Origin of the sequence: Streptomyces graminilatus (genome assembly GCF_001418565.1) — a bacterium.
Classification (GTDB): Bacteria; Actinomycetota; Actinomycetes; order Streptomycetales; family Streptomycetaceae; genus Streptomyces; species Streptomyces graminilatus.
In genome coordinates, this window is the sequence record NZ_LIQQ01000122.1 from 1 (window position 1) to 6,112 (window position 6,112).

At 65.2% G+C, this 6,112-nt stretch carries 8 protein-coding genes; 4 read left to right on the forward strand and 4 right to left on the reverse strand.

Going from position 1 to position 6,112, the window contains the following annotated elements; all coding sequences use genetic code 11:
- Positions 1–214: 214 nt before the first annotated feature.
- The 4 genes from AOK08_RS11730 to AOK08_RS11745 form a co-directional block, all read right to left on the reverse strand.
- The gene (locus tag AOK08_RS11730) at positions 215–736 is read right to left on the reverse strand and encodes a hypothetical protein (protein WP_157876652.1); all 522 of its coding nucleotides are present in this window, start codon (positions 734–736) and stop codon (positions 215–217) included.
- Positions 737–1,566: 830 nt separating this feature from the next.
- The gene (locus AOK08_RS11735) at positions 1,567–2,406 is read right to left on the reverse strand and encodes a protein kinase family protein (protein WP_055525441.1); all 840 of its coding nucleotides are present in this window, start codon (positions 2,404–2,406) and stop codon (positions 1,567–1,569) included.
- Between the two features lie 73 nt (positions 2,407–2,479).
- The gene (locus tag AOK08_RS11740; RefSeq protein ID WP_055525442.1) at positions 2,480–2,923 is read right to left on the reverse strand and encodes a glycine-rich domain-containing protein; all 444 of its coding nucleotides are present in this window, start codon (positions 2,921–2,923) and stop codon (positions 2,480–2,482) included.
- Between the two features lie 253 nt (positions 2,924–3,176).
- Positions 3,177–3,419 carry a hypothetical protein gene (locus AOK08_RS11745; protein ID WP_055525443.1) on the reverse strand — a complete coding sequence of 81 codons (243 nt, stop codon included), beginning with the start codon at positions 3,417–3,419 and terminating at the stop codon, positions 3,177–3,179.
- 107 nt (positions 3,420–3,526) lie between these two features.
- On the opposite strand from AOK08_RS11745, the gene AOK08_RS11750 reads away from it, so the two are divergent.
- From AOK08_RS11750 to AOK08_RS45660, 4 genes are all read left to right on the forward strand, one after another.
- Positions 3,527–4,270: a helix-turn-helix domain-containing protein gene (locus tag AOK08_RS11750; RefSeq protein WP_055525444.1), complete on the forward strand. Its 744-nt coding sequence runs from the start codon at positions 3,527–3,529 to the stop codon at positions 4,268–4,270.
- A 2-nt stretch (positions 4,271–4,272) separates the two neighbouring features.
- Complete coding sequence (locus AOK08_RS11755) at positions 4,273–4,743, forward strand: NUDIX domain-containing protein (RefSeq protein WP_055525445.1); 471 nt, start codon at positions 4,273–4,275, stop codon at positions 4,741–4,743.
- Positions 4,744–5,072: 329 nt separating this feature from the next.
- Complete coding sequence (locus AOK08_RS11760) at positions 5,073–5,315, forward strand: hypothetical protein (protein WP_055525446.1); 243 nt, start codon at positions 5,073–5,075, stop codon at positions 5,313–5,315.
- Positions 5,316–5,355: 40 nt separating this feature from the next.
- Complete coding sequence (locus AOK08_RS45660) at positions 5,356–6,033, forward strand: hypothetical protein (RefSeq protein ID WP_157876653.1); 678 nt, start codon at positions 5,356–5,358, stop codon at positions 6,031–6,033.
- The last annotated feature ends 79 nt before the right edge of the window (positions 6,034–6,112 follow it).

Consider the following 6,112-nt stretch of genomic DNA (forward strand, 5'->3'; position numbering starts at 1 on the left):
CGGCAGTGCAGGGTGGGCGGGAAGCAGAGTTGCGAGGACCGGATCATTTCCGGGGCCCGATGAGCCCCACGTCATCCACAGGCGCCGCACCCGCCCACCCTGCACTGCCGTGTCGCAGATCCACGATTCACGGCCGTCACGATGTCCGCCTCGCTGACGGGGGCGGAAACTGGGACGGCCCGGCAGGCTATGAGGGCCATGCCGACTCTGGTGCTCAGGCCTGTGTCCGACTGTGTTCATCGTGGCTGGATGCCAGGGGGACGAAGGGGAGCTCGGGGATGCCTAGCTCTTGGCGCATGGCTGCTGCTGCGGCCTGGGCTGCCTTGTAGTACGTGTGCTGTGCGGTCTGGAAGGCTCCGTCAGTGACGTGCGCGCCGTCTGCGAGAAGGTCACGTAGCGTACGGACGGTGCGGAACGCGTCGACGCCCAACTCCACTACGCGCGGCGGAGCGAGCATCGTCAGGCCGAAGCGCTGTTCGAACAGACCAGATTCGGAGAATGCCGCGCGGACTGCACGTCGGCGTTCTTCCGGCATGTCGTAGGTTGCCTCGGCGGCGAAACGCATGCCTTCGGTCGCGCGGGCCAAGTGGGCGAGGTAGGTCACGAAGGTCTCGCGCAGAACGGTATGTGCATCGGCCTGTTGGGCACGTTTCCAGCGGTCCCGGTCCACGACGAACGTTGCGACGATACCGGCAAGCGCACCGGCTATGGCACTCAGAGGTGCAGTCCAGTCCATGAGACGCACTCTATTGACTCGACGAGGGGAGCAGCCGAAGCGAGAACGGCACCTCCAGGCGACGCCCTCGGCTTGGGAGGCTGCGGCGTTCTGTGGCTCCTTGGAGTGCTGGCCTGTGCATACGACTGGCGCGCGCCCTCGCTGGCTCGATCGTTCTCACCGCGATTCCCCGCTGCTCCCCGCTCGGTCTGGTGCGTTTGTGGTGCGGTGTGCGGCTAACTACGCAAGCGGTAACCGACGGGAACGTGGAACAGGGACTGTGGGCTCCGGATCATCGAGCACCTTGGCGGCTGCATCAAGGAAGCCGTCCGCTCTGGCCCGAAGCGCCCGGAGCTTTTCGTCCACGCCTTTGGGCGGGGCGCGCCAGCCCGCGCCGAACTGCTACCTCAGAAGGGCTGACGTAATTCAGCAGCCTGCCTCGTGGTTTCGTGCCAGGCGGAGCGCTGGACTCAGCCCGACACTGCTGCACCCGTCATCAAGGCGAAGCAAGCCCCGCCAACGACGCCTTCACAAAAGCCAGCAACCATAAGGCGACCAGCAGCCATCAAGGAGGTCACCATGGCCATCACCCTCTCGCACACAGTCTGAGACATTTCGTCACGGTTGGAGCGAGCCACGCGACGGCACATAAGTGCCACGAGTGCGCACAGTACGGAACCCAGCAGTGCTGGGCTCAGTCCAGCGTCTCGTCAGTATCGCAGGAACAGATCCACCCTTGTCCAGGCCCAACTAGTGCCGCTCCATACGGAGGTTGTTGCCGCGCCCGAATCGGAGGACACCGACCGCCTCGAGACCATCGGCAGCAGGGTCCTGATCAGGGCTCTTCGGGATCAGGACAGGCCTTTGACAACCTCGTAGATGGTGGGCCGATCCCCCGGTGCGTGACTGAGCATCGCGTCGACCAATTCGCCCAGCTCACCGGGTATTTTCACGGGCCGACGTCGGCCGTTGGCCACTGCCTCTCTCTGTACGGGGCGTCGAGCGTCGTCCGGGTACTCGACCGCCCGCCAGCCTGTGGCGGAGATGAGCAGCGAGGCCCCGAGTGCGTAGACATCGGCTGCCTGTGTTGGCTCCGCTTCCCCGGTGTCGAGGACGCTGCGCGCGATCTCCGGTGCTTCGTAGTGGACGAGGCAGCCGCGAAACGGGAAGTCGTAGCCCTCGGGTACATGGCCGCCGCCGTGGGCAAGGGCGAGGTCGATGAGATGTGTCCGCTCGGGCCCGATGATGAAGTGGGCGGGCTGCACATCACCATGCGCCCAGCCCTTGGCGTGGAGTTCGGCCAGCGCCTCGGCGCATTCCAGAGCCTCGCTGGTGTCCGGTGTGGTCGGCGAGTCCTTCTGACGGCAGCGTTCCCACAGTCGGTACAGGTCCGGTCCTTGGTGCCAGGGCTGGAAGTTCCAGGTGCCCTGCTCCCACTCACCGTACGCGATGTCGTGGACGCCGAGGCGAAGCAGCACGGCACCTTCACGAGCGGGGGCGAGTGCGGTCCAGGGCTGGGCGGGCCAGTCGGCCGTGGCCTCGACGGGATGGCCGACCTTCACGGCGTAATGGCCCCAGCGACTCCCCACCTCCCAGACCATGGAGCCCCGACGGTTGATAACCATGCGCTGTGTCGTGGGCCTGAGCGCGTCGAGCACCACGATCGGCAGTTCAGGGGTAGGGCCGGGCAACGTTTCCTTCTCCTTCCGCACGAGCGCGGCCGCCCGCGAGTTCAGGGGCTGGCCGCGTCACAGGTGTCGTCTGCTACGCCTGACCGTATGGCCGGCCGCAGTCCGAGTCGCACTGCGCGAGATTCACGCCGTTCACGGTCCACAGGTCGTCGAAGACCAGGAACCCGGCCGCCTTCATGGCGCGTGTCGAGGCGGCGACCATCTCCGGGTCGCGGGCACCTCCACCCGGCGTCGGGTTGTGGTGCAGGAAGCGGCCCGCGTACCGCTCACACAGATCGGCGTACTCCTTGGTGTGCAGGATGAGCGCGTGCAGGCCGAGGTCCACGTCATCGGACGGGACCATGGGGACGGTGGCGGTGGCCGCCGTGACCAGGAACGCAACTGCCTGGTCCGCGATCCGCTCTGCGCGCTCGGACGACTGCCCGTTGTGGATGACCACGAAGCAGGCGAGGCTCTCGAACAATTCCTCACCAGCCACCGCGCGACCGGTCCGCTGGTCGTTCGCCGTTGCTGTCATGTGCAATCTCCTGGTGTGAGGTGGTGCGTGGCACGGGCATGCCGCTCTGATCGCCGAACTGGGCTCTCGCAGACGATCAGGAGGCAGGTTTGGAGGCTGGCCCCGAACGCGTGGACGGGGGAGCCGGGAACTGGCACCCGTCCGGGGCCACCGGTCTACTGGCGGACAGCGAGGGCCTTGCCGCTCACCAGGCTGCTCGAACCGCTGATGCAGATGAGGAAAAGGACCCCGGCGTACCGGCCGATGGCACGCATCACAGCCCGCCCAGGCTGTTGCCGTTCTTGATGGCAAGACGTGCGCTCAGTTCCTCCCGCGCACTGAGCGCCGCCACGTTGTCCAGACGGGCATCCCACTCCAGGCCTCCACGGATCGGCCGCATCTGCACGCGGCCCCCGTACTCGCCTATGACGACGCCGATGCGGTCCCTGCCGCTGTCCTTGGCCAGTTCACCGATACCTGGTCTGGTCTGCTGGTTGCTCGCCATGCGTACGAGCATCCTGCGGCTCATCAGGACGTCGGAACCTCCGACAAACCCCACTTCGGGACGTCCCGCGTCGGGTAGAACGTCCCTAGTGCCGTCCCTGAGCGTTGGGAGAGATTGGGATGCCGAACGAGAGGCTACGTGCTGCCATGGCGGCCGGCGGCTGGACGTACACCGCCCTCGCGGACAAGGTCCAAGTCGATCCCAAGTCCATCGAGCGATGGGTCAATTTAGGGCGTACGCCGCGCCGTGCTACCGCCATGTTGGCAGCGGAAACGCTCGAAGAAGACGTGCACGTTCTATGGCCCGCGCTTCGGCAGGCACACCCTGCCCGCGCTGTCAGTCCGGAACTTGTGGCTCTCTACGACCAGCGGGCGGACATCCCCGTGTCCACCTTCGTGGACATGCTGACCCAGGCCCACGAGCACATCGACGTGTTGGTGTATGCCGCCGTCTTCCTGCACGAGGCGTACCCGCGGCTCAACGACCTGTTGCGAGAGCGAGCCGCCGACGGGTGTGCTGTCCGTATCGCGATCGGCGATCCCGACAGCGCGAATGTCCAACAGCGCGGTACGGAGGAGAAGTTCGGCCACGGGATCGAGTCCCGGTGCCGACTTGCCCTCATGCACTATCGCCCCCTCGCCGAGGTACCTGGCATCGAGGTGCGGACCCACGCCACCACGCTCTACAACTCGATCTACCGTGCCGATGACCAGGTATTGGTCAATGCCCACGTCTGGGGCGTGAACGCCTACGGTGCTCCTGTGTGGCATCTTCGGCGCAGCGGAGAGGGCGGCATGTTCGACACCTATGCCAGCAGCTTCGATGCGGTGTGGGAGACCACGACACCGGTGACAGAAGGGTGACCATGGCGCGGACCGAGTACTACGACGACCCGGCGGCACCGGAGCCGAACAGCTTGGTGGTTGCCGCGTCCGCCGTGGTCACCGACGACGAAGGGCGCGTGCTCCTTCAGCGCCGCCGGGACAACGATCTCTGGGCGCTACCCGGTGGCGGCATGGATATGACCGACTCACTCCCGGGAACGGCCGTCCGCGAGGTGAAGGAGGAAACGGGGCTGGACGTAGAGATCACCGGGCTCGTGGGCACGTACACCGACCCTCGCCACGTGATCGCCTACTCGGACGGCGAGGTACGCAGACAGTTCAACATCTGCTTCACCGCCCGCACGGTCGGCGGCCGACTCGCGATCTCGGACGAGTCCACGGAGCTGCGGTTCGTCCAGCCTGAGGAGATCGACCAACTACCCATGCACCACACGCAGCGACTCCGGATCCGCCACTTCCTGGAGCACCAGGATCGGCCCTATCTCGGCTGACCTCTTTGAGATGTGGTGACGACAACCCTGATCGCAACGACGTCACACAGAAGCCGTTGATCAGACCATCACCGGTCAGCCGGAGCAGGGCCGAGCGCTCTCAGATCGTCATGCGCCCCAGACCGGAATGCATAGCGCTTGATCCCCTACACCGTCGCGGGATGCGACCGACAGCTACCGTCAGCAGCCTCGACCGTGAAGCCCGCCTGCAGTGGGCTCGGGTTGCGCTTGGACGATGACACCAATCCCCTCCAATCGGACACATAGAATAGGAGCTGTGGCGCGATCCCGATTGGCACGAGTACATCTTCACCGGTGGCACAGGCACCGTGCTGGACTTCCCCGCCGTGATCGACGCCACGGACACCTATGACGGCCCGTTCATGCGGCCCCTGACTGACGGTGAAGTGCGCGCGTGGGCTCCCGATGCCCGCCCTACCTGCGCGGACTGGGACGATGCACTCGACAGCGGGCGGTTGACCTTCCCTGACCGCGCCCTGGGAAACTGCACGGTGCTCTACCGCAACGGCCTGCCCGCGCAGATCGGCTATTGGGGAACGACCGCCGACTGACTACACGGCAGACGCAACGCAGAAGGACCGGAGACCTCCCGTGAGTACATCGCTCAGAAGTGTTGTCGCGCTTGCCGCCGTACTGGCCGCAACCTCATGCACATCGCACACGACACCGACGGCAACCGCGAAATCCACGCCCACGTCCCCGGCGGCAGGCGATCGCCCCGTTGCGAAGAAATTGACCTGCCGGGAAGGGCAGGTCCACTGGGGCAGTGTGCTCAAGCGGCAGACTCTGGTCGCGGTTTCCGACGCCCAACGCTTCGATGTTCCGGCCGGGAAAAGCATCCAGGTCACCTTCGAAGCCGTCCCGGTCCGTTCGCTGAAGGCCACCATATCGTCGGCGCTCTCCAGGGAATCCCTGGATCCGCGAGCTGCTGTCGCCTCACTCGAAGAAGAAACAGGGATCCAACTGGAAGAAGTTGGCACCTCATTCTCCTTGAGCGCAGGGGACAAGATCCTGAAAACGAGGTTTGGAAAATTCTCCGGAACTCTCCTGAATGCCGTAGGCGTCAATACGGTTGAGGCCTCCTTCGCCTACGGGTGCGGCACATCAGGCCAGAAATCCATGCGTGGCACCCTGCAAACATGGGCCCCTGTCACGTACTCATCGCTGCTCAAATGCGGAATCAACGAAAAACTGTCGAAGGTCGAGCTCGAAGCTCAGGCACTGATGTGCGACGGACAGGCCAAGAATCCAGACAGTGCGCTGCAGTAAAATGCGGTACCACGAAGCCCGGTGCCAAGGAGTCCGCAGACTCCCCGACACCGGGCTCCCCCGTTTCCCCGTTCCCCCG

Coding starts and splice junctions, on each gene's coding strand:
- AOK08_RS11750 (WP_055525444.1), top strand. CDS start 3,527: ATGCCGAACGAGAGGCTACGTGCTGCCATGGCGGCCGGCGGCTGGACG.
- AOK08_RS11730 (WP_157876652.1), bottom strand. CDS start 736: ATGGACTGGACTGCACCTCTGAGTGCCATAGCCGGTGCGCTTGCCGGT.
- AOK08_RS11755 (WP_055525445.1), top strand. CDS start 4,273: ATGGCGCGGACCGAGTACTACGACGACCCGGCGGCACCGGAGCCGAAC.
- AOK08_RS11740 (WP_055525442.1), bottom strand. CDS start 2,923: ATGACAGCAACGGCGAACGACCAGCGGACCGGTCGCGCGGTGGCTGGT.
- AOK08_RS11745 (WP_055525443.1), bottom strand. CDS start 3,419: ATGCTCGTACGCATGGCGAGCAACCAGCAGACCAGACCAGGTATCGGT.